The sequence below is a fragment of the Microbispora sp. NPDC046933 genome, from assembly GCF_040644635.1.
Lineage (GTDB): Bacteria > Actinomycetota > Actinomycetes > Streptosporangiales > Streptosporangiaceae > Microbispora.
The window spans coordinates 14,093-33,390 of record NZ_JBEYWW010000029.1 but is presented as its reverse complement, the minus strand read 5'-3'; the positions used below and the strand labels follow the sequence as shown (position 1 = coordinate 33,390).

The 19,298-nt window shown below is 72.9% G+C and carries 15 protein-coding genes; 6 read left to right on the top strand and 9 right to left on the bottom strand.

Translation table 11 applies throughout. The annotated features are described in order from the left end of the window. Positions 1 to 34: 34 nt before the first annotated feature. Both ABZ857_RS31925 and ABZ857_RS31920 read right to left on the bottom strand, forming a co-directional pair. Entirely contained in the window at positions 35 to 1,177 is a 1,143-nt protein-coding gene (locus ABZ857_RS31925; protein WP_357050340.1) for a histidine kinase, read from the bottom strand. Between the two features lie 27 nt (positions 1,178 to 1,204). After that, positions 1,205 to 1,825 carry a sulfite oxidase-like oxidoreductase gene (locus tag ABZ857_RS31920; RefSeq protein ID WP_357050337.1) on the bottom strand — a complete coding sequence of 207 codons (621 nt, stop codon included), beginning with the start codon at positions 1,823 to 1,825 and terminating at the stop codon, positions 1,205 to 1,207. A gap of 251 nt (positions 1,826 to 2,076) precedes the next feature. Between ABZ857_RS31920 and aroF the strand changes: the two genes are divergently transcribed. After that, entirely contained in the window at positions 2,077 to 3,135 is a 1,059-nt protein-coding gene (gene aroF / locus ABZ857_RS31915; RefSeq protein ID WP_357050334.1) for a 3-deoxy-7-phosphoheptulonate synthase, read from the top strand. A gap of 115 nt (positions 3,136 to 3,250) precedes the next feature. On the opposite strand, the gene thiI is transcribed toward aroF, so the two are convergent. From thiI to ABZ857_RS31895, 4 genes are all read right to left on the bottom strand, one after another. Next, a complete protein-coding gene (gene thiI / locus ABZ857_RS31910; RefSeq protein ID WP_357050331.1) occupies positions 3,251 to 4,447 on the bottom strand; it encodes a tRNA uracil 4-sulfurtransferase ThiI in 1,197 nt (398 codons plus the stop codon). Positions 4,448 to 4,580: 133 nt separating this feature from the next. After that, positions 4,581 to 5,237: a response regulator transcription factor gene (locus tag ABZ857_RS31905; protein WP_357050599.1), complete on the bottom strand. Its 657-nt coding sequence runs from the start codon at positions 5,235 to 5,237 to the stop codon at positions 4,581 to 4,583. A gap of 110 nt (positions 5,238 to 5,347) precedes the next feature. After that, positions 5,348 to 6,592, bottom strand: coding sequence for a DUF5931 domain-containing protein (locus ABZ857_RS31900; protein ID WP_357050328.1), 1,245 nt, complete (start codon positions 6,590 to 6,592; stop codon positions 5,348 to 5,350). 221 nt (positions 6,593 to 6,813) lie between these two features. After that, complete coding sequence (locus tag ABZ857_RS31895; protein ID WP_193202794.1) at positions 6,814 to 7,839, bottom strand: 6-phosphofructokinase; 1,026 nt, start codon at positions 7,837 to 7,839, stop codon at positions 6,814 to 6,816. 262 nt (positions 7,840 to 8,101) lie between these two features. Here ABZ857_RS31895 and ABZ857_RS31890 point away from each other — a divergent pair, with 262 nt between their 5' ends. Both ABZ857_RS31890 and ABZ857_RS31885 read left to right on the top strand, forming a co-directional pair. Next, positions 8,102 to 9,010: a bifunctional helix-turn-helix transcriptional regulator/GNAT family N-acetyltransferase gene (locus ABZ857_RS31890; protein ID WP_357050323.1), complete on the top strand. Its 909-nt coding sequence runs from the start codon at positions 8,102 to 8,104 to the stop codon at positions 9,008 to 9,010. A 39-nt stretch (positions 9,011 to 9,049) separates the two neighbouring features. Then, positions 9,050 to 9,805, top strand: coding sequence for a trypsin-like peptidase domain-containing protein (locus ABZ857_RS31885; protein ID WP_357050320.1), 756 nt, complete (start codon positions 9,050 to 9,052; stop codon positions 9,803 to 9,805). Positions 9,806 to 9,917: 112 nt separating this feature from the next. On the opposite strand, the gene ABZ857_RS31880 is transcribed toward ABZ857_RS31885, so the two are convergent. Then, the gene (locus ABZ857_RS31880) at positions 9,918 to 10,961 is read right to left on the bottom strand and encodes an alkaline phosphatase PhoX (protein ID WP_357050317.1); all 1,044 of its coding nucleotides are present in this window, start codon (positions 10,959 to 10,961) and stop codon (positions 9,918 to 9,920) included. A 462-nt stretch (positions 10,962 to 11,423) separates the two neighbouring features. Here ABZ857_RS31880 and ABZ857_RS31875 point away from each other — a divergent pair, with 462 nt between their 5' ends. The 3 genes from ABZ857_RS31875 (at position 11,424) to mmuM (ending at position 16,533) form a co-directional block, all read left to right on the top strand. Next, complete coding sequence (locus tag ABZ857_RS31875) at positions 11,424 to 12,560, top strand: MerR family transcriptional regulator (RefSeq protein ID WP_357050314.1); 1,137 nt, start codon at positions 11,424 to 11,426, stop codon at positions 12,558 to 12,560. Next, positions 12,557 to 15,205, top strand: coding sequence for a VIT domain-containing protein (locus ABZ857_RS31870; protein ID WP_357050312.1), 2,649 nt, complete (start codon positions 12,557 to 12,559; stop codon positions 15,203 to 15,205). The genes ABZ857_RS31875 and ABZ857_RS31870 overlap by 4 nt, the downstream gene beginning before the upstream one ends. A gap of 473 nt (positions 15,206 to 15,678) precedes the next feature. Continuing rightward, entirely contained in the window at positions 15,679 to 16,533 is an 855-nt protein-coding gene (mmuM, locus tag ABZ857_RS31865; RefSeq protein ID WP_357050308.1) for a homocysteine S-methyltransferase, read from the top strand. Between the two features lie 96 nt (positions 16,534 to 16,629). On the opposite strand, the gene ABZ857_RS31860 is transcribed toward mmuM, so the two are convergent. Beyond that, positions 16,630 to 18,168 (bottom strand): MDR family MFS transporter, encoded by a 1,539-nt coding sequence (locus ABZ857_RS31860; RefSeq protein WP_357050305.1) that lies wholly within the window; start codon positions 18,166 to 18,168, stop codon positions 16,630 to 16,632. A 319-nt stretch (positions 18,169 to 18,487) separates the two neighbouring features. Next, positions 18,488 to 19,186, bottom strand: a complete 699-nt coding sequence (locus ABZ857_RS31855) for a lysophospholipid acyltransferase family protein (RefSeq protein WP_357050302.1) — start codon at positions 19,184 to 19,186, stop codon at positions 18,488 to 18,490. Positions 19,187 to 19,298: the final 112 nt, after the last annotated feature.

Genomic DNA, 19,298 nt, shown 5'->3' with positions numbered 1-19,298 from the left:
CCCGCCTTACGTGCACTCGCCCACCGGCGGGGGTTCAGGGGCGGGCCGGGACGGCGCGGGGGCGGGTCTTGGGGATGCGCAGCCGGATGCGGGTCCCCTTGCCGGGCGCGGTCTCGACCATCAGCCCGTAGTCCTGACCGTAGAGGTGGCGCATGCGCAGGTCCACGTTGCTCAGCCCGATGCCGCTGCGCTCCTCGGCGAGCGCGGCCCGCAGATGCTCGGGGTCCATGCCGACGCCGTCGTCCTCCACCCAGATGTGCGCCTCCGGCCCCGCGTCTCTGATCACGACCCGGACCTCCCCGGGCATGCCGTGCTTGATCGCGTTCTCCACCAGGGGTTGCAGGCACAGGAACGGCACGTCGACCCGCAGCACCTCGGGGGCGACCTGGACGGTGAAGCGCAGCCGGTCGCCGAACCTCGCCTGTTCGAGCAGGAGGTAGCGGTCCACGCAGCTCAGCTCGTCGGCGAGCGAGGTGAAGTCGGCCGCCCGGCGCAGCGCGTACCGGATGAAGTCGGCGAAGTCGAGCAGCAGCTCGCGGGCGCGCTCGGGGTCGGTCCGGACGAACGAGGCGATCGTGGTCAGCGAGTTGTACACGAAATGGGGCGAGATCTGCGCCCGCAGGGCCCGCGCCTCCGCCTCCAGGGTCCGCCTGCGGGAGGCGTCGAGTTCGGCGAGTTCGAGCTGGCCGGACATCCAGCGGCCCACCTCGGCCGCCGTACGGACCATGGCGGCGCCGATCTCCGCGTCGTACGCCGCCAGCGCGCCGACGGCCCTGCCCTCCACGGTCAGGGGGACGACGACCGCGTGCCGGTCTCCGCCCGGGGCAGGGGCGAGGCGCGGCCCGCCGCCCGCCATCGTCGCGCGCACCTCGGCGAGGACCGCCTCGTCCGCAGGCACGCCCGTGCCGTCCCTGGCCAGGACGCGGTCGTTCGTGGCGACGACCAGGCCGGCCGTGCCGAGCAACGTCCGCAGGTGGCGTACGGCGCGGCGGGCGGAGCCGCGGGTGAGCCCGGCGCGCAGCGAGCCCGCCGCCAGCCCGGCGACGCGCAGCGCGAGGAAAATCGCCTCCCGCGGCAGTTCGCCGGGCGCCGGCCCGCGACAGGCGAGGGCGCGGCCCAGCGCGCCGCCGCAGACCCCGCAGAGCGCGCACAGCGTGACCCAGACGGCTGAAGACACGCGGGACACCGTAGCCGCTCGGCGGCCTCACGGCGGGCCGTCGCCCGGGTCCTCCTGGTATGAGTAGCGCTGCTCCTTCCAGGGGTCGGCCACGTTGTGGTAGCCGCGCTCCTCCCAGAAGCCGCGCCGGTCCTCGGTCAGGTACTCGACCGCGCGCACCCACTTCACGCTCTTCCAGGCGTACAGGTGCGGCACCACGATCCGTACGGGGTGGCCGCGCTCGGGGGACAGCGGGTTCTCGTCGAGGTGGGTGGCGAACAGCGTCGTCGGGCGGTCGAAGTCGGACATGCGCAGGTTGGCGCTGTAGCCGTACTCCGCCCAGACCATGACGTGACGCACCCCCGGCGCCGGGGGGACGCGGTCGAGCAGCGCCGACGTGGCAACGCCGCTCCACTCGTTGGCCATGAGGGAGAACTTGGTGACGCAGTGGAAGTCCGCCACGACCGTCGTCCTCGGCAGCGCGGAGAACTCCTCCCACGAGAACTCGTGGACCCGGCCCGAGGCCGTGGCGCCGAACACCTGGAAGCGCCACGTCTCCGGGCGGAACGCCGGGACCCTCCCGTAGTGGACGACGGGCCGTCCACGTGGGACGTACTGGCCCGGCGGCAGGCGCGTCTCCTCCTCAGGTTTCTCCGGCACGCAGGCCATCCTGCCATCCGCCCGCAGGGCGACCGCACCGGACCCCGGACGTGCGGGTGCGGCACGATCAAGGAAGCGTGCGCTATATTGCGTCACATGCGCACCGCTTGGTCGTTTTGGTATGGCGACGGACCCGTGAGGACCGATCGCCTCCATGCGCTGCGCTGACAGCCACGGCGAACGAAGGCCCCGGGTCCACACGGACCCGGGGCCTTCGTCGTTTTTCCGGACCCGCACCGTCGACAGCGACAGGAGTCACCATGGTCATCGTCATGACCCCCGAGGCCACGCAGGACGACATCGAGGCGATCGCCGACCTCGTCGCCGCCGCCGGAGGGGAGGCGTTCGCGAGCCGCGGCGTGAACCGTACGATCATCGGCCTCATCGGCGATGTCGAGCAGTTCGCCACACTGAACCTGCGCGCCATGCCGGGCGTCGCGGACGTCGTGCGGGTCTCCACGCCGTACAAGCTCGTGAGCCGGGAGAACCATCCCCAACGCTCCACGGTGACCGTGCGCGGCGTGCCGATCGGCCCGGACACCGTCACCCTGATCGCGGGCCCGTGCGCGGTCGAGACGCCGGAGCAGACGCTGGAGGCCGCGCTGATGGCCAAGGCGGCGGGCGCGACGCTGCTGCGCGGCGGCGCCTACAAGCCGCGCACCTCGCCGTACGCCTTCCAGGGGCTCGGTGAGAAGGGCCTGCGCATCCTGGCCGAGGTGCGCGAGCAGACCGGGCTGCCGATCGTCACCGAGGTCGTGGACGCCCACGACGTCGCGCTCGTCGCGTCGTACGCCGACATGCTGCAGGTCGGCACCCGCAACGCGCAGAACTTCGCGCTGCTGCAGGCCGTGGGCGCGGCGGGCAAGCCGGTCATGCTGAAGCGGGGCATGACGGCGACCATCGAGGAGTGGCTCATGGCGGCCGAGTACGTCGCCCAGCGCGGCAACCTCGACATCGTGCTGTGCGAGCGCGGCATCCGGACCTACGAGCCCGCCACCCGCAACACGCTCGACATCTCGGCGGTCCCGGTCGTCCAGCGGCTGTCGCACCTGCCGGTGATCGTGGACCCGTCGCACTCCGGCGGCCGGCGCGACCTCGTGCTGCCGCTGTCGCGGGCCGCGGTCGCGGTCGGGGCCGACGGCCTGATCGTCGACGTGCACCCGCACCCCGAGCAGGCCCTGTGCGACGGCCCGCAGGCCCTGGTGAACGGCGACCTGGACGACCTCGCGGCGGTCATGCGCGACTTCCCCCCGCTGGTGGGCCGCACCGCGACCGTCACGCCCACCGGGGCGACGGCGGCGTCCCCGATCCCCGCCTGAACCGGTCCCCGCCTGATCCAGTCCCCACTTGATTCCCTGGTCCCGCCCGCGCCGGGCCGGGGACCGGGGCCGCCTGGCGCGGTCCCGGGCCCCGGCCGGGCCGAGGACGGGCGTCTCAGACGTCGAGCTTGTACGGCTGGATCGAGTCGGCCAGCTGGGCGGCGAGATCCTCGGCGTCCAGGCGGCGCTCGATCTGCTTGAGGTCCTCGATCTTCGCGCGGGTCTCGGCCTGCCGGGGCGCGAGCAGCGTGCAGCAGTCCTCGTCGGGCAGCTCGGAGATCTCCAGCGTCCCGATCCGGCGGGCCTCGGCCATGATCTCGGTCTTGTCCAGGCCGATGAGCGGGCGCAGGATCGGCAGGTCCACGGCGTGGTCCTGGGCCGTGATGTTGGCCAGGGTCTGCGAGGAGACCTGGCCGAGGCTGTCGCCGGTGACCAGCGCCTCCGCGTGGATGCGGTGGGCGACCTCCTCGGCCGTCTTGAGCATCAGCCGCCGCTGCGCGATCACCGCGAGCCGGTCCTGGCCGGAGTTCCTGATCGACTGCTGCGCCTTGCCGAACGGCACCACCCACAGCCGCGACTTGCCCTGGAACTTGTCCAGGTTGCGCACCAGCGCGTACGCCTTGTAGATCGACTCCGAGGTGGTGAACGGGATGCCGGAGAAGTGCAGGAAGTCCACCCGCAGGCCGCGCCGCATCATGCGGTAGGCGGCGACCGGGGAGTCGATGCCGCCGGACAGCAGCGCCAGCGCCCGGCCGCTCGATCCGACCGGCAGGCCGCCCTGGCCCGGCCGGCCCCCGGTGAACAGGAACGCCTCGTCCTTGTCCACCTCGATGTGCACGGTCAGTTCCGGCTTGCTCAGGTCGACCGGCAGCCCGTAGGTGTCGTTGATCGCCCCGCCGACCACGCGGTCCAGCTCGTTGGAGCGCAGCGGGAAGCGCTTGTCGCGACGCCGCGACCGTACGGCGAAGCGCGCCTTGCGGGCCACCTCGTCGCTGTCCCTGATCAGCTCGATCGCGGCCTTCGTGATCGCGTCCGGGTCCTTCGGCACCCGCCAGGCCAGGTGGACGAGCACGATCCCGGGCACGTCGGCCACGCGGGCCGCCACCGCCTCGGCCTCCTCCACCGCGGTCCCCGTGGGCAGGAACAGGGCGATCACCCCGTGCCGCTGGCGAATGTCGACCCGGTGGTCCTTGAGAGCGTGCTTGATGTTCGCCCGCAGGCGCATCTCGAAGATCTCGCGGTTCCGGCCCTTCAGAACCACCTCGCCTAACTTGAGCAGCACCGAGGGCTCTCCGAGGGCGGTCATGGTCATCTGTGGAAACCTCCGGACGGACAAGGACGGCCGTCACGCCGGGGAGGGCACGGCCGGGGGACATACCCCAAGGACAACGCGTCGCCGCGACGCGGGCTTCCCCACTGTAATGCCGCCGCCGCGACATCACCGATTATCCCTGGTCGAGTTCGACCAGGCCCTTCTCGATCGCGTAGCGGACCAGCTCGACCCGGTTGTGGAGCTGGAGCTTGCTCAGCGTGTTCTGCACGTGGTTCTGCACGGTGCGGTGCGACAGCACCAGGCGTTCGGCGATCTGCCGGTACGTCAGGCCCTTGGCGACCATGCGCAGCACCTCGGTCTCCCGGTCGGTCAGCCGGGGGCCGTCCTGCTCCGCGTCCCGGCCCGGGCCCGCCGTCCGGTGGGCCAGCCTGCGGTACTCCCCCAGCACCAGCCCGGCCAGGCCGGGGGTGAAGACGGCGTCGCCCTCGGCGGTGCGCCGGACCGCGTCCAGGAACTCCTCCCGGCTCGCCGACTTCACGAGATATCCGGAGGCGCCCGCCTTGACCGCCTCCAGCACGTCCGCCTCCTCGGCGCTGGCCGACAGGACGAGCACGCGCGGCGGGGCCGCCGACGCGCCGAGCCCCCGGGCCACCTCCACGCCCGGCAGGTCCGGCAGCCGCAGGTCGAGCACCACCACGTCCGGCCGTACCGCCGCCGCGACGCGCAGCGCCTGGCGGCCCTCCCCCGTCGCGGCGACGACGTCGTACCCTGCCTCGCTCAGGTCACGCGCGACCGCCTCCCGCCACATCGGGTGGTCGTCCACAACCATGACCCGCACCCGCGGGCGTTCCCGGCCGCCGGCCGGCGGCTCGTCCTCGGCTCCGGTCACGCCCGTCTCCATACGGCCTGCCCCACTCGCGCCCGGCCGTCCGTCTCCGCTCACGACCACCTCCTGTCTCCCTCATCCGTCCGCGATGGGGCCGGGACCGACAGCTCGATCTCCGTTCCCGTCCGCGACGAGGTGATCGCCACCGTGCCGCCGAGGTCGGCCACCCGGCCCCGGATGGAGCGGGCCACGCCCATGCGCCCCTCGCGTGCCGCCTGCTCCAACCGGCCCTGGGGGATGCCCGGCCCGTCGTCGCGGACGGTGACGACGACCGCGCCGCCGTCCTCCTCCGCGAGTATCCACGCGCGGGTGCCATCGGGGCAGTGCCGTACGACGTTGTCGAGGGCCGCGCCGACGGCCGCCGCCACCTCCCGCGCGCTCTCGGGCGGCAGCGGCAGCGGTGTCGCGGGCGCGGACACGGTCACCCGGGCCGTGCCGTACGGCCGCAGCAGGTCACGCAGGTCGACCTCGCGCTCCGCCGTGAGGTCCGTTCCAGGAGAGATCCCTTCGCCGGCGAGGGGACGGCGAGGCCGCGCCGGCGACCGGAGCCGGCCGCGGAGACCGGCCGGGGATGCGGGGTCCGCCGCCTCCGCGACGGGCGGGGCCTGCACCAGCGCACGCAGCGCCGCCTCCTGCTCCCCCGCGAGCCTGCCCAGCTCGGCCGCCTCGCCGCCGATCTCCGCGCCCCTGCGCTGCACCAGGGCCAGCACCTGGAGCACCGAGTCGTGGATGCCCCGGGCCAGCCGCTCCCGCTCGCGTCCCGCGGCCTCGATCCGCGCGGCGCGCCGCATGCGTTCCTCGGCCTCCCGCGCGAGCCGGGCGACGTGCCCGACGACGACTCCGGCCATGAACATGAGCACGGCGCCGTTCACCGGGATCGACGCGAGGTCCACCCCGCTGCCGCTGCGCAGCCACAGGTCGGCCGCCGACATGACCGCGGCGGCGACCGCACCGGCCCGGCGTCCCCGCGCCACGCCGTACGCCAGGACGGGCCCGGCCACCCACGTGGCCGTGATCGGGATCGCCCCGGCCAGCATGTCGCCGCGGCTCTGCGCGTACGGCGTGATCAGCAGGCAGCCCGCGGTGACGACGAGGTCGGCGGCCAGCAGCGGTTCGCGCCGCGCCGCGGGACGCGGGACGAGCATGACGACCGTCCAGACGGCCATCGCACCGAGGACGGCCCAGGCCACGGCGGGGCGGGCGTAACCGCCGGCCCTGAGCACGAGCAGCGCCGCGTACGCGAGCGACGCCACGCGGAAGACCGCGATCGCCCGCCAGAACGGTCCCTCGATGCCCATCGCGCGGCGCCCTCTCCTGATCGAGTCCGAGGGCCCGGCCCTCCGCTCACATACTCGGGCAATCGCCGCGCCCGCGCCTCGATCTTCGATCGGATCCCCGTCGCGCGCCGGCCTTCGTGATGCCGGCTCCGTTCTGGGCCCGGCATGCGTACGGCTCCCGCGGGGCGACGCGGGAGCCGTACCCGATCGTGCGCGGGCCCTGGTGACGGGCCCGCGACCGATCAGCCGAAGAAGACCTCGGCCTCCTCGTACCGGGAAACCGGAACGGTCTTGAGCTCGGCGGTCGCCTCGGCGAGGGCCACGCGGACGATGTCGGTGCCGCGCAGCGCGACCATCTTGCCGAAGTCGCCCTCGTGCACCGCGTCGATCGCGCCGAGGCCGAAGCGGGTCGCGAGAACGCGGTCGTAGGCGGTCGGCGTGCCGCCGCGCTGGATGTGGCCGAGGACCGTGGTGCGGGCCTCCTTGCCGGTGCGCTTCTCGATCTCCTTGGCGAGGACCTCGCCGATGCCGCCGAGACGCACGTGGCCGAACGCGTCCAGCTCGCCCGCCTGCAGCGCCATCTGGCCCTCGAGCGGGTGGGCGCCCTCGGCGACGACGATGATCGGCGCGTAGCGGGTCTTGAACCGCGACTCGACGTAGGCGCAGACCTTCTCGATGTCGAACGGCTTCTCCGGGATGAGGATGACGTTGGCGCCGGCGGCCATGCCCGCGTGCAGCGCGATCCAGCCCGCGTGGCGGCCCATGACCTCGCAGATCAGCGCGCGGTGGTGCGACTCGGCGGTGGTGTGCAGCCGGTCGATGGCCTCCATCGCGATGTTGACCGCGGTGTCGAAGCCGAAGGTGTAGTCGGTGGCGTTGAGGTCGTTGTCGATCGTCTTGGGCACGCCGACGACCTTCACGTCGCGGTCGAACAGCTGCTTGGCCACGCCCAGCGTGTCCTCGCCGCCGATGGCGATGAGCGCGTCGACGCCCTGCGCGGCGAGGTTCTCCTTGATCCGCTCGACGCCGCCCTCGATCTTGATGGGGTTCGTGCGGGAGGAGCCGAGGATCGTGCCGCCGCGCGGCAGGATGCCCCGGACGGCCTGGATGTCCAGCGGCATGGTGTCGCCCTCCAGAGGGCCACGCCAGCCGTCCCGGAACCCGACGAACTCGTGCCCGTACACGCCGACGCCCTTGCGGACGACGCCGCGGATCACCGCGTTCAGCCCGGGGCAGTCGCCGCCTCCGGTCAGGACTCCAATACGCATGACGGGTTCTTCCTCCATCTGGGATTACGCGTGGAAAGGCGCGGCCGGCCCGGCGCAGACCCGGCGCTCCACCGCACCGCATTCTGCCCGAGCCTCACACAATGGTCTAGACCAAAAGGAGAGGCTACGCCACCCGGCCGACCGGACCAACTCAGTCTCGCACGGCGAGACCGCCCGCGCCGTGAGAGGCGTCTTCCCAACGAGCCGCCGCGGTCATATGTTTGACTCCGTCAAGCATTTCCTTGAGTTAGGCAAAGGAAAAATGGACATCGTGCCGGAAGTCCGTGCGTTCAACCGCTTCTACACGTCCGTCATCGGCGTGCTCGGGGCGGGAATGCACGACACCCCCTACTCCCTGACCGAGGCGCGGGTGCTGTTCGAACTCGGCACCCGGGAGGCGGCCGACGCCGCCGGCATCAGGGCCATGCTCGGTCTCGACCCCGGCTACCTGAGCCGGATCCTCGCCAGGTTCGAGAGCGACGGGCTCGTGTCCCGGGAGCGGTCGGCCGAGGACGCCCGCCGCCAGGTCGTACGGCTCACCCCCAAGGGCCGCGACACCTTCGCCGTGCTCGACCGGCGCTCGGCCACCGAGATCGAGACCCTGCTCGCGAAGCTGACCGATCCCGAACGCCGGCGGCTCGTCTCCGCCATGGGCACCGTGCGGAGCCTGCTGGAGCCCGCGGAGCGGCGCGAGCCGTACGTGATCAGGCCGCCGAGGGCGGGCGACCTCGGCTGGGTGGTGCACCGGCACGGGGTCCTCTACAGCGAGGAGTACGGCTGGGGCGCCGCGTTCGAGGCCCTGGTCGCGCGGATCGTCGCCGAGTACGTCGAGGGCCACGACCCGCGCCGGGAGGCGGCCTGGGTCGCCGAGGTGCGTGGCGAGCCGGTGGGGTGCGTCTTCTGCGTGCGCAAGGACGACACCACGGCCCAGCTCCGCCTGCTGCTGGTCGAACCGTCCGCGCGCGGCATGGGCATCGGCGGGCGGCTGGTCGAGGAGTGCCTGCGCTTCGCCGCGGCGGCCGGCTACCGGCGGATCGTGCTCTGGACCCGCGACGTGCTCGCGAGCGCCCGCCGGATCTACCAGGCCGCGGGGTTCGAACTGGTGGAGCAGCACCCGGGCGAGGAGTCGGGCATCCCCGTCAACGAGCAGATATGGGCCAGGGACCTGTGACCTTCCGGGTCCGTCCGAACGGCCCCTACCATGATCTCCATGCTGGGATCGGTGTGGCGGGGCGCGGGTGCGGTCGCCCTTGCGGTGAGCGTGGCCGCAGGCACGGCGGGATGCACGGCCGGGACCGAGCACGCACTGCCCGCCCACCGGCCGTCCGCCGGCCACACGGCCGTGGCTCAGGCCCCGGCCGCGCACAGCGTGGTGAAGGTCCGGGGGTTCGCCTCCTCCTGCGGCCGGCGGACGGAGGCGACCGGGTTCGTCTACGCGCCCGAGAGGATCCTGCTCAACGCCCACACCGTGGCGGGAGTGGACCGCGACCTGGAGGTGGTCCTCGACGACGGGCGGCGGTTCCCCGCGCAGGTGGTGGCCTTCGATCCGGAGTCCGACGCCGCCGTCCTGCGGGCACCGGGGCTCACCGCCCGGCCGTTGCGGCCGACGCGCGGCAGGCGGACCACCGCGGTGGTCGTCGGCTACCGCAAGGGCGAGGCCGCTCCGGCCGTGCTCCCCGCCAGGGTGCGGCCGGATGAGCCCGCCGAGTCGTACGACATCTACGACCGCAAACGGGTGTCGCGGCGGGTCCACCGCTTCCAGGGCGCGTTCCAAGGGGCGACCGTCACACCCGGCATGTCGGGCGCGCCGCTCATCACCAGCGAGGACCGGGCGATGGGGATGGTCTTCGCGGCGAACATGGACAGGGCCGACGTCGGCTACGCGCTCACCGCCGCCCAGATCGAGGCGGTCGCGGCGGCGGGCGAGAAAGCCACCACCACCGTGCCGCACGAGCCCTGCTCCTGACGGCGAGAGCACGACGGGCGCCTTGCCGCGCCCGGCGGTGCGAGACGCACCCCGTCACCCGCCCGGGTGCCGCCCGGCGAGTATGCCCGCCATTCGGAACCGGTTCGCCGGTTCAGGCCCTGATGAGATCGCGGAACGGCCCGCGGACCTCGACGGTCACGGGGGCCAGGGCCGGCCGGGCGTCCCGCGGTGGACGGCAGGAGAAGTAGAGCCGGTCGCCGGCCGGGGACACCGAGGGGCCCGCGACGCTCCAGCCGCCCGTGACGCGCAGAAACGGCACCGCCCGGTCCCCCGCGACGAGGGTGATCTCGCCGTCAGCACCGCCACCTGACCCGCCGCCTGACCCGCCGCCTGACCCGCCGGCCGTTCCGTGCGGCGCCGTCAGGCACTCGCGGACGGCGTCGTACGCCCACACCCGGCCGTCGCCCTCGGTGACGAACCACACCAGGCCGTCGGAATAGCGACAGTCACCGCCCCCTGCGAACCTCCTGGCCCCTTTCACCTGCTCACGCAGGGGCACATGGTCAGGGAGGGCCGGGATCGGCACCCGTTCCCAGGCCACGGACTCCTCGCCGGGGTCGCCGACCATCACCTCCAGCACACCCGTCGTGAGGTCGCCCCAGTCGTCCGGGCGGAACCGGTACAGGCATCCGTCCGGCTCCCCTTCCGTGAGGTAGACGACGCCCCGATCGGGATCGCAGGCCACGCCGCCGTGGGTGAACAGGCCCATCGCGAGCCGGGGCATGGGGGCGCGCAGGCCGTACGGGTCGCATTCGAAGACCCGGCCGTACGGCGTCCGCTCGCCCGACAGCCAGGTGTGCCACGGTGTCGCGGCGCCGGCCCCGCTGCGGTCGGCGCCGGACAGGATGCGATATCCCCCGCGCAGGGTCCCGTCCGGGGCGAAACGCAGCGCCGTCACGCCGCCGAGCAGCGGCAACGCGCAGTTGGACACGTATATCCAGCCGTCCCCGTCGGGGAAGCATCCGCCGCCGTCCGGGGCCGCGTGCCAGACGACTCCCCCGGCCCGCTCTCCCGACCGCGCCACGATCCGGCCCGCGAAGCCCGGTGGCAGTGCCCGCAGCACCTCCGGCGGGAACGGCCCGCCCGGATGGTCCTGTCCGTACGGCCCACCCGGCCCGTAGGGATCAACCCACACATCCGGCTCGCTGCGCCCAGGTGGCTCGCTGCGGCCGGGCGGCTCGCACCCGTCGTCGGGCCGTGCGAACGCCGCGCGCCACAACGCTCCGGGCAGCGCCGATAGCGCCGCTGATCGGACGGAAGTACCCTGCACCGCTGACCGCCTCCTTGACCTGCCCCTGGTCATGCCGGTCCGCCCCCGACGGGCCGTTCGTTCGTTCCCGCGCGGCCGTCGAGCCCGGACCGGGCCGGGGCCGCCCCGCTCCCCCTACCCACCCGGCCGGCCCGACCGGGTCTTTCCGTCCCGCGTCTTCTTGTCCCGCGGCGGCACGTCGCACACGTCGTGACGCCCAGTCGACCCGTCTCGTGTGAACGGAGGGAGAAGCTGCAGGCCTCACCGAGACGAACTCTCCGAAAACCATGACGCCGCATTACGGAGGCGACATTGACAGTGTCATCGTGACAGTGTCATCGTGGAGGCATGAGCGATACCTGGACGATCGGCGAGCTGGCGGAGCGGGCGGCGGGCCTGCTCGGCCAGGAGCGGCGTGACGACGGCCAGGGGCCTCGCGACAACGATCCGGAGTCGCGCGTCAACGGCAGGGTCCGCGAGGTGCCGAACGAACGTCTCATCCGCTGGTATACGACGATCGGGCTGCTCGACCCTCCGCTGGGCCGGCGCGGCCGGGTCGCCCTCTATGGCCGCCGTCACCTGCTCCAACTCGTGGCCGTGAAGCGCCGTCAGGCGGACGGCCTGTCCATCGCCGCCATCCAGGCGGAGCTGGCGGGCGCGACCGACGCCATGCTCCAGCGCGCCGCCGGCCTCACCGAGCCGCCGCCGGGACCGGCGTCCTGGCCGCTCATCCCGCCTTCTCCGGCACCGCCGGCGCCCCGGCCGGCTGTCCCGCCTTCTCCGCCACCGCCCGCACCGGCGACCGGTTGGTGCGGGACAAGACCGGAGGAACCGGGCACCGTTCCCACCACGCCGGACGTGGCGCGGCCGGCGGCGCGCGACCGCTTCTGGGTGCACCCGGCCTCATCCGCCGCCGCAGCGGCCTCCGCCCACTCCGCGGCCGATCTCCCCGATGCCGTCACCGCGCCCTCCGTGGCATCAGGCCCGGCCGCTCCCCTGGCATCGGACCCGACGGGCTCTTCTCCTTCTGGTTCCGTCGCATTCCCAGAGGCTCTCCTGCCGGTCACGGCGCCTTCGCGGGAAGGGACACAAGGCACCGCGCAGGGCGACGCCTCATACGCGGACGTCGCGCACGCCGCCACCATGCAAGAGGGCACCATGCAAGAGGGCACCTCGCATGGAGGCGCAAGGCACGGGGACGCGACGCACGCGGGCGCCGCGCGCAGGGAGACCACGCAGGGGCACGCCGTGCACCCGGACGTCGTGCACGGTGTGCGGCTCGCACCCGGGGTGACGGTCCTGCTCGACCCGGCCCACCGGGTCCCGGACGGTCACGAGGTGGCCGCGCTGCGCCGGGCCGCGGCGCCGCTCCTCACGGCCCTCGCCACGCTCGGCCTGGCCGGGCCGTTCGAGGGCGCCCATCACACTCACGACGCCTCGGCACTCGATCCACACGCTTCCGACGCTGAAGGGATGACGTCATGACCGTTCCCATCACACCTCTGCGGCCGGAGGAGTGCCGGCCCGTGCCGGACGCCGGGCTCGGAGCGCTGGAGACCGAGAAGGGCAACCTTCCGCTGGAAAGCGTGGACGTCACCGCCCACGTCACCGGACTGGCGGCCGGCGTCGAGGTCGTCCAGACCTTCCGCAATGCCTTCGACGTGTCGCTGGAGGCGACGTACGTCTTCCCGTTGCCGCCGCGGGCCGCGGTCACCGCCTTCCGGATGGAGGCGGACGACCGGGTGGTCGACGGCGTGCTCAAGGAGCGCGGGCAGGCACGGGCCGACTACGACCGCGCGCTCGCCGAGGGCAGGCGCGCGGCGATCGCCGAGGAGGACCGGCCCGACGTGTTCACGATCAGGGTCGGCAACATCGTCCCCGGCGAGCGGGTGATCGTCCGCCTCACGCTGAGCCAGCCGCTCCCCTACGAGGACGGCGCGGCCGAGTTCCGCTTCCCGCTGGTCGTGGCGCCCCGCTACATCCCCGGGGCTCCGCTGCCCGGGGCTCCGGCCGGTGACGGCGTGTCACCCGACACCGACGCCGTGCCCGACGCATCCCGGATCACGCCGCCCGTCCTGCTTCCCGGCTTCCCCTATCCCGTAAGGCTGTCGCTCGCGACGACGATCGACCCCGCCGGGCTCGGCCTGCGGGAGGTCCGCTCCAGCCTGCACGAGGTCGACCGGGAGGGTGACACGATCAGGCTGCGGCCCGGCGAGCGGCTCGACCGTGACTTCATCCTGCGTCTGGCGTTCGACGCCTCCTCGTCGCTCGCGCTCGTCCCGGACGACGCCACAGACGCCGGCGCACCCGGCGAAGGCACGGCCGACGGCAGCGGCTCCACGGAGGACACGACGGAGAACGCGCCGGAGAACACCGCGGACGCCGAGGGGACCTTCGTGCTGACCCTGCTGCCGCCGAAGGAGGACGCGACCCGGACCGTGTCCCGTGACGTCGTCCTGCTGCTCGATCGTTCCGGCAGCATGACGGGCTGGAAGATGGTGGCCGCACGGCGCGCCGCCGCCCGGATCGTCGACACGCTGACCCGGCATGACCGGTTCGCCGTGCTCTCGTTCGATTCGGTGGTGGAGCGGGCCTTCTCCGGCGGCCTGGTCGACGCGAGCGACCGCAACCGATACCGCGCCGTCGAGCACCTGACCCGGCTCGACGCCCGCGGGGGCACGGAGATGCTCGCTCCCCTGGAGGAGGCCCTGCGGCTGCTCGACGGCCAGAGCGCCCCCGCCCCGGGGCCGGCCACCGGCACGGGCCCCGGCCGGTTCCGGAAGGACGACCGGCCCGGCGAATCAGGCCTGTCCGGCGAGCAGGCACGCGATCGGGTGCTCGTCCTGGTGACCGACGGCCAGGTGGGCAACGAGGACGAGATCCTCGAACGCATCGGCGCCCGGCTGCACGGCGTCCGGGTGCACACCGTGGGCATCGACAGGGCGGTGAACGCCGGGTTCCTCGGACGGCTGGCCCTGCTCGGCTCGGGCCGCTGCGAGCTGGTCGAGTCGGAGGACCGGCTCGACGCGGCGATGGAGCACATCCACCGCCGCATCGGCTCGCCGCTGGTGACGGATGTCGCGCTGAAGGCGGAAGGCATGGATCTCGTGGCCGACACCGTCACGCATGCCGGGTCGCTCTACCCCGGCGTCCCTCTGGTGGTGAGCGGGCGTTACCGGGGACGGCGGCCCGCCGGGGCCCTCACCGTCCATGGCCGCACGGCCGACGGCCGCCCCTGGGAGGAGCGGATCGAGGGCCGTCCCACCCACGGCCCGGCGGCCCGGGCCCTTTGGGCGCGGGCGCATCTGCGCGGTCTGGAAGACCGGTACGCCATGGGCGACCACTCCCTCGAACAGCGAATCGTCGACGCCTCGCTGCGTTTCGGCGTGCTGTGCCGGTTCACCGCCTTCGTGGCCGTCGACACCCGCGTCACCGGCGAGGGCGGCCCGGAGCATCGGGTGATCCAGCCGGTCGAACCGCCGAGCGGCTGGGAGATGCCGACCGCCATGCCGATGATGGCGGCGGGCGCGCCGATGATGGCGAAGATGGCCGCCTTCACCACGGCCGGTCCGGAGGCGGTTTCCGGTTCGGCGGCGGACCGGCCCATCGCAGCGGCCCCGCCGCCTGGCGCGCCTCCCGCCCCGCCGTACGCCGCCGCGCCCGCACCGGGTCCCAGACGGGCCTCCCGCGGGTTCTCCGTCGGTCGCTTCCTTCCGCATCCCGGCGAGGGGAGCGCACCGGTCACGGATTTCGAGGGCATCCGGCCTTTGCTGGCCGAGGAGCTCACGAAGCTGGGCCAGGCGGAGTCGCTGCCCGAGCGGGAGCGGCGGCGCTATCTGGCGGATCTCGCCAGTCGCCTGCGCGTCGTCGCCCAGATGGTGGGTGGCCACCCGGACCTCGCCGCGCTCGCGGCCGATCTGGAAAGGGCCGAGTGGGCCGAGGTCTCGCTCGGCGACCTCTGGCGGCGGACGGCCGACCTGCTGACTGCGCTGACCGGCCGCTCCGGCTCCGCCTCGAAGGGATCCACGTCCCCAGGCTCCGCGTCCCCGGGCGCGTCCCCGGGCTCTACGTCCCCCGGCCCCGGGCCCGGCGTCGAGGAAGGCCGGCGACCCTTCTGGAAGCGATCGTGAGACGGCGCCCGGGAGAGGCCGCCACGGGGCGGGGCTGAAGCGAGCACGGCCGGGACACCGGCGGGGAAGCCGGGCCCGGCCGCACCGGGTTCCGCTGTGGGCGAAGCCCTACGAGGGTTCCGGTAGGCGAATGACGTCGGACGGCGGGGTGGGTGCGGGACGCCGTGGCTCCCTCACCCCTCCCGTGTCGGGCCGATCGTCGCGTCCACCTGCGGGGACGGGAGACCGGCGGCGCAGCAACCGATTGATGAGCCCTTTCAGCCCCATATGCCGCCAACGCGCGGGATCACCGATCGGTTCCTCCGCGGCGAGGCCGCATGCCGCCCGGGATCGCCGGGCGCCGCCGGGGGACCGTGAAGCGGCCCCACAGCGGAGCGGTTCCCGTGGTAGGCCCAGGAGAGGCGGGAGGACCAACGCCACGGAACCACCACCAGGAAAGATCGTTTCGGCAGTCCCCGGTAATGTTGCCGGATATGAACCCAATCGTCCTGGACGGCGGTCTCGCCACGCACCTGGAGACGCTCGGCCGCGACCTGAGCGACGACCTGTGGTCGGCACGGCTGCTCGCCGACGATCCCGGGGTCATCCGGCAGGCGCACCTCGACTACTTCCGGGCCGGGGCCGACGTCGCCACGACGGCGAGCTACCAGGCGAGCGTCCCCGGGTTCGTACGGCACGGCCTCACCCCCCAGGAGGCCCGCGACCTCATCCGGCAGTCGGTGACACTCGCCGTACAGGCGAGGGACGAGGCCGGGCACGGGCTCGTCGCCGCGAGCGTGGGGCCGTACGGCGCCTACCTGGCCAACGGCGCGGAGTACACCGGCGACTACGACCTGGACGAGGACGGCCTGGCCGAGTGGCATCGGGAACGCTTCGAGATCCTCGCCGGCGCCGGGGCCGACCTGCTGGCATGCGAGACGATCCCCTCGCAGGCCGAGGCACGGGCGCTCGCGAGACTCCTGCGCGAGACGCCGTCCGTGCGGGCGTGGGTCACCTTCTCCTGCCGCGACGGCGAGCACGTCAGCGACGGGACGCCGTTCGAGGAGTGCGCGGCGATCTTAGCGGGCCTCCCCCAGGTGGTCGCCGTGGGCGTGAACTGCACCGCGCCACGGTTCATCCCCGACCTGATCAAGCACGGAGCCTCGATCGTCTACCCGAACTCCGGCGAGACCTGGGACGCCGCCGACCGGCGCTGGCTGGGTCTCGCCGATCCCGTCGAGTTCGGCAGGGCGGCGGCCGGCTGGGCCTCGCTCGGCGCCCGTTACGTGGGCGGCTGCTGCCGCACCACCCCGGCGCACATCCGCGAGATCCGCTCGCACCTCACCTGAGCCCGCTCCAGGCGAGCGGGCTCGGCACCATTCCGCCACGCCGGCGGCGAACCGCCCGCCCCTCGCCGGGCCGCATGCCGCCGGGTGCGCGCCCGGTCAGCCCATGGCCGCCGGACCTTCGGTGCTCCGCGCGGCGAGCGGGATCTCCTTGAGGAAGAGAGCCACGACCAGCGCGAGGGCGACGAAGGGCAGGCTGGCGAGGAACACGTCGTCGATCGCACTGGTGAACGCGACCAGCACGTGGTCCTTGACCGGTTGCGGCAACTGCTGGATCGCCTGCACGTTGTTGGCGTCCACCCGCCCCGGCGGCATCCTGCCGCCGAACTCGGCGGCAAGGTAGTGGGTGAGCCGGTTGGTGAGGACCGCCCCCATGATCGCCGTGCCGATGGCGGCGCCCATCATCCGGAAGAACGTCGCCGAGCTCGTCGCCACGCCCATGTCGCTGCGGTCCACCGCGTTCTGGATCGCCGTGACGATCGTCTGCATGGTGAATCCGAGCCCGGCGCCGAAGAGGTACGCGTAGACGGCCACCTGCCAGTACGGGGTGTCCACCTTGATCGTCGACAGCAGCCACAGGGCCACCAGGAGGACCGCCCCGCCGAGGATGGGGAAGATCTTGTACCGGCCCGTCCGGCTCATGATCTGCCCCGAGGTGATCGACGTGGAGAAGATGCCGAAGACGGCCGGCAGCAGCGCCAGGCCCGACACGGTCGGCGACATGCCCTGCACCGCCTGGAGGTAGACCGGCAGGAAGATCATGCCGCCGAACATCGCCAGGCCCGCGAGGAAGCTGAAGCCGTTGCCCACGCTGAAGATCGTGTTGCGGAACAGCCGCATCGGCAGGATCGGCTCGGCCGCCCGCAGCTCGACGAACACGAACAGGGCCGCGAGCGCCACGAATCCGGTGAGCAGGGCCAGCGAACCGGGAGCGGTCCAGCCGATCTCGCCGCCCGCCCAGTCGAGGTAGAGCAGGAAGCACGACACGCCTGCCACGATCAGCGCCGCGCCCAGGTAGTCGATGCGGTGGCTGCGGCGGGTGAAGGGGATCCGCAGCGCCATCGAGGTCACGACGAGCGAGATCAGCCCGATCGGCAGGTTGATCCAGAAGATCCACCGCCAGCCGGGGCCGTCGGTGAAGAAACCGCCGAGCAGCGGCCCGGCGACGCTGGAGGTGCCCCAGACGGCGCCGAAGTAGCCCTGGTATCGGCCGCGCTCGCGCGGCGGGATGACGTCGCCGATGATGCTGAACGCCAGCGCCATCAGGCCGCCGCCGCCCAGGCCCTGGATCGCGCGGAACCCGATGAGCTGGCCGATGTTCTGGCTCAGCCCCGCCAGCACCGAGCCGAGCAGGAAGATGCCGATCGCGGTCTGGAAGATCGCCCGCCTGCCGTACAGGTCGGAGATCTTGCCCCACAGCGGGGTCGCCGCGGTCGAGGTGAGCAGGTAGGCGGTGACCACCCACGACAGTTTGTCGAGGCCGCCGAGCTCGCTGACGATGCGCGGCAGCGCCGTGCCGACGATGCTCTGGTCGAGGGCGGCCAGCAGCATCCCGGCCGCCACTCCGGAGAGCACGACCAGGATCTGGCGGTGCGGCAGATATCCGGAAGCGGCCTGCTGCTCCTCGCGGACGCTCATGCGGGGCACCCGCGAGCGGCGTCCCGGGCGGCGCGCTCGCGACCGGCATCCCGGCCTGCGCGTCCACGAGCGGCGTCCCGGGATGCGGACCTGCGGCCGGTGTCCCGGGCCGCGGATCCGCCGGGCAGGGCGGACCTGCTCGCCGGGGTCGCGGACCGGCCGTCCGCTCCGTCGTCCACTCCGTGCCTCGCGGCGCCGGGCGGGGCCCATGTGCGGTGCCTGCGTGCTGGCATGTTCCTACGCCTTCCGATCCGAACGTGTCTGAACGTCCCAACGTGCGCGGCGGACATCGCCACGTTACCCGTCCGGTCCGGAAGTATTAGGAATTCTCGCGAGCTGCCCTGGTCGTTTCCGTCTTGGCCGCCGCGGCGTACTTGTCGACGTACTCCTGACCCGACAGCTCCATCAGCGCGTACATGATCTCGTCGGTGACCGCGCGCAGCACGAGGCGGTCGTTTTCCATCCCGTAGTAGCGGGAGAAGTCGAGCGGCTTGCCGTAGCGGACGCCGGGGCGGATGCCGAACTTGGGGAGCGGCCGGCCGGGGGGCATCATCTCGAACGTGTTGACCATGGCCCAGGGAATCACCGGCGCCCGGGACTCCAGCGCGAGCCGGGCCACGCCCGTCTTGCCCTTGTAGAGGCGGCCGTCGGGCGAGCGGGTTCCCTCGGGGTAGATGCCGAGCACCTGGTTCTCCCTGAGAATGCGCAGGCCGGTGCGGAGCGCCGCCTCGCTCGCCTTGCCGCCGGAACGGTCGATCGGGACCGTTCCGACGCCGGAGAAGAAAGCGCGGCTCGCCACTCCTTTGAGTCCGCGGCCGGTGAAATACTCGGCCTTTCCCAGAGAGATCACCTTGCGCGGCAGGAATCCCGCCCCGAAGAAGTGGTCGGCGAACGACAGGTGGTTTCCGGCCAGGATGACCGGGCCCTCCTTCGGCACGTTCTCCACCCCCTCGGCCCAGGGGCGGAACACGAAGCGGAGGATCGGCCAGAGGATGGCCTTCACCACCCAGTAAAACACGCGGGCACCCCCTCGGCTCAGATGTGCAGTCATCTTCGCACGCCCAGCCCTCTCGCACTAACGCTGACCAACGTGCGAGTATCGGGCGGAACACGCCGCCGTTTCACGGAGG

Excerpts from the sequence above, each read along its gene's own strand:
- thiI (WP_357050331.1), bottom strand. The coding sequence starts at position 4,447 with ATGACCATGACCGCCCTCGGAGAGCCCTCGGTGCTGCTCAAGTTAGGC.
- ABZ857_RS31895 (WP_193202794.1), bottom strand. The coding sequence starts at position 7,839 with ATGCGTATTGGAGTCCTGACCGGAGGCGGCGACTGCCCCGGGCTGAAC.
- mmuM (WP_357050308.1), top strand. The coding sequence starts at position 15,679 with ATGAACCCAATCGTCCTGGACGGCGGTCTCGCCACGCACCTGGAGACG.
- ABZ857_RS31860 (WP_357050305.1), bottom strand. The coding sequence starts at position 18,168 with ATGAGCGTCCGCGAGGAGCAGCAGGCCGCTTCCGGATATCTGCCGCAC.
- aroF (WP_357050334.1), top strand. The coding sequence starts at position 2,077 with ATGGTCATCGTCATGACCCCCGAGGCCACGCAGGACGACATCGAGGCG.
- ABZ857_RS31890 (WP_357050323.1), top strand. The coding sequence starts at position 8,102 with ATGGACATCGTGCCGGAAGTCCGTGCGTTCAACCGCTTCTACACGTCC.
- ABZ857_RS31875 (WP_357050314.1), top strand. The coding sequence starts at position 11,424 with ATGAGCGATACCTGGACGATCGGCGAGCTGGCGGAGCGGGCGGCGGGC.
- ABZ857_RS31870 (WP_357050312.1), top strand. The coding sequence starts at position 12,557 with ATGACCGTTCCCATCACACCTCTGCGGCCGGAGGAGTGCCGGCCCGTG.
- ABZ857_RS31885 (WP_357050320.1), top strand. The coding sequence starts at position 9,050 with ATGCTGGGATCGGTGTGGCGGGGCGCGGGTGCGGTCGCCCTTGCGGTG.
- ABZ857_RS31905 (WP_357050599.1), bottom strand. The coding sequence starts at position 5,237 with ATGGTTGTGGACGACCACCCGATGTGGCGGGAGGCGGTCGCGCGTGAC.
- ABZ857_RS31900 (WP_357050328.1), bottom strand. The coding sequence starts at position 6,592 with ATGGGCATCGAGGGACCGTTCTGGCGGGCGATCGCGGTCTTCCGCGTG.
- ABZ857_RS31920 (WP_357050337.1), bottom strand. The coding sequence starts at position 1,825 with ATGGCCTGCGTGCCGGAGAAACCTGAGGAGGAGACGCGCCTGCCGCCG.